Source organism: Streptomyces sp. NPDC001450 (assembly GCF_053597295.1).
In genome coordinates this window covers 1-2,420 of record NZ_JBSFHY010000131.1, presented here as the reverse complement: position 1 = coordinate 2,420, position 2,420 = coordinate 1, and the positions used below count along the sequence as shown (strand labels likewise).

At 72.8% G+C, this 2,420-nt stretch carries 1 protein-coding gene; it reads right to left on the bottom strand.

The genetic code is table 11. The annotated features are described in order from the left end of the window. On the bottom strand, positions 1-2,420 hold a 2,420-nt coding region (locus tag ACWC5O_RS45315), incomplete at both ends, for a type I polyketide synthase (RefSeq protein ID WP_450781373.1).

Here is a 2,420-nt window from a genome sequence, read left to right as displayed (position 1 = left end):
CCCGGACCACCCGCACCAACCGACGCCCGAACACACCGGACGCCCGCACCGCCACCTGATCCTCACCCCCCACACCAGCCAGAACAGCAGCCAGCCGGCCCGCCGTGCGGCGGTCGATCACCGCGGGCAGGTCGATGAGACCGCCCCAGCGGTCCGAGGCCTCCAGTGCCGCCACTCGGCCCAGGCCCCAGACCGCTGTCTGCAGCGCGTCGACGGGGCCGTCCGAGCGGCCGACGGAGACGGCACCCCGGGTCAGCACCCACAGCGGGGCCGTCACACCGGCGTCACCCAGGGCCTGCACCAGCGCCACCGACCCGGACACGCCCACCGGCACGCCGTCCTCGGCCACGTCGCCGGAGAGAGCGAGCAGCGACACCACGCCCGCGACCGGCGCCGTACCTTCCAGGCGCGCGGCGAGCTGGGCACGATCGGTACCGGCCTGGTACACGACGCGCTCCACCTCCGCACCACGGGCTGCCAGAGCGGCCGGCAGGGCCTCTGCCCAGGCGTCCGTGGCCATCGCGGCCGGCTCGACCACCAGCCAGCGCCCGGACAGGGTGGCCGCCCCGGAGACATCGGCCAGCGGTCGCCACTCGACGCGGTAGCGCAGGCCGTCCACCGCGGCCTGTTCCACGCTCTGCCGCCGCCAGGAGGTCAACGCTGGCAGTACCGCGCCCACGGTCTCCCGCTCCAGCTCCAACTCCCCGGCCAGCGAATCGAGATCCTCGCGCTCGACCGCCTCCCAGAAACGGGCGTCGATCTCACCACCGGTGTTCATGGCCGGTTCCGCGCTCTTGATCGTCGGCCAGTAGTTCTCGTGCTGGAAGGCGTACGTAGGCAGTTCCACCCACGGCACGTCCGTAACGAGGCTCGACCAGTCCGCCTCGGCACCACGTGTGAAGGCCGCGGCCACGGCGGCGACCACCGTCCCGGCCTCCGGCCGGTCCCTGCGCAGCACCGGGACGAACAGCCGTCCTTCGTCCGCCACGCAGTCCTGGGCGAGGACGGTGAGGGTGCTGTCGGGGCCGAGTTCGAGGAAGCGGGTGACGGTCTGGTCTGCGAGGACACGGACGGCGTCGGCGTAACGAACGGTACGGCGGACGTGCTCCACCCAGTAGTCGGGCGAGGTCAGCTCCTCGGCGGTGGCGGGTGCGCCGGTCACCGTGGAGACGATGGACAGCTTCGGCCGCTCGTACGACAGTTCCTCCGCGACGGCGCGGAGGTCGGCGAGCATCGGCTCCATCAGCGGCGAGTGGAAGGCATGGCTCACCCGCAGGGCCGTCACCTTGCGGTCCTGGCCACGGAAGTACGCGGCGATCTCCTCCACCGCCTCCGCCGTACCGGACACCACCACGGCCCGGGGACCGTTGACGGCCGCGATGCCGGCCTCGGCCTCCCGGCCGGCCAGCAGGGGCAGCACCTCGTCCTCGGACGCCTGCAGCGACACCATGGCTCCGCCGGACGGGAGCGCCTGCATCAGCCGGCCGCGCGCGGCGACCAGCCGGCAGGCGTCCGCCAGGGACCACACACCGGCCACGTGGGCGGCGGCGATCTCACCGATGGAGTGACCGGACAGCATGTCCGGGCACACGCCCCAGGACTCCAGCAGCCGGAACAGCGCCACTTCGAGGGCGAAGAGGGCGGGCTGCGCGTACTCCGTCCGATTGAGGGCGCCGGCCTCGTCGCCGAAGACCACTTCCCTCAGCGGGCGCGGCAGTTCGGTGTCGAGGTGCGCGCAGACGGCGTCGTAGGCGTCCGCGAAGGCCGGGTACTCCTCGTACAACTCCCGCCCCATACCGAGGCGTTGTGAGCCCTGGCCCGCGAACAGGAAGGCCGTACGACCCCCTTCACCCGCCTCACCGGTCACCGCGCCATCGGCGGCCGACTCACCGGACGCCACGGCCTCGAGCCCGCGCAGCAGCTCCTCACGGTCCGCGCCCCACACCACCGCGCGGTGTTCGAACACCGACCGCGAGCGCACCAGAGATGTGCCGACCTCGGCGGCCCCCAGCGTCTCGTCACCGTTCACGAACTCCGCCAGCCGCCCGGCCTGCGCCTGCAACGCGGCCCGGCTGCGCGCCGACACCACCCACGGCACGAGGGGCGGCAGCGGATCGGCCCCGGGAGAAGCCGGAGCCCCCTCATGGACCGGCTGCTCCAGGATGACGTGCGCGTTCGTACCCGAGACACCGAACGCCGACACACCCGCCCGGCGCACGCGCCCCGCCTCGGGCCAGACACGCTCCTCGGTCAGCAACTCGATGTCCCCGGCCGTCCAGTCGACATGGGAGGACGGCTCATCCACGTGCAGGGTGCGCGGCAGCATCCCGTGCCGCATGGCCAGCACCATCTTGATGACACCCGCCACACCCGCGGCGGCCTGCGTGTGCCCGATGTTCGACTTCACCGACCCCAGCCAC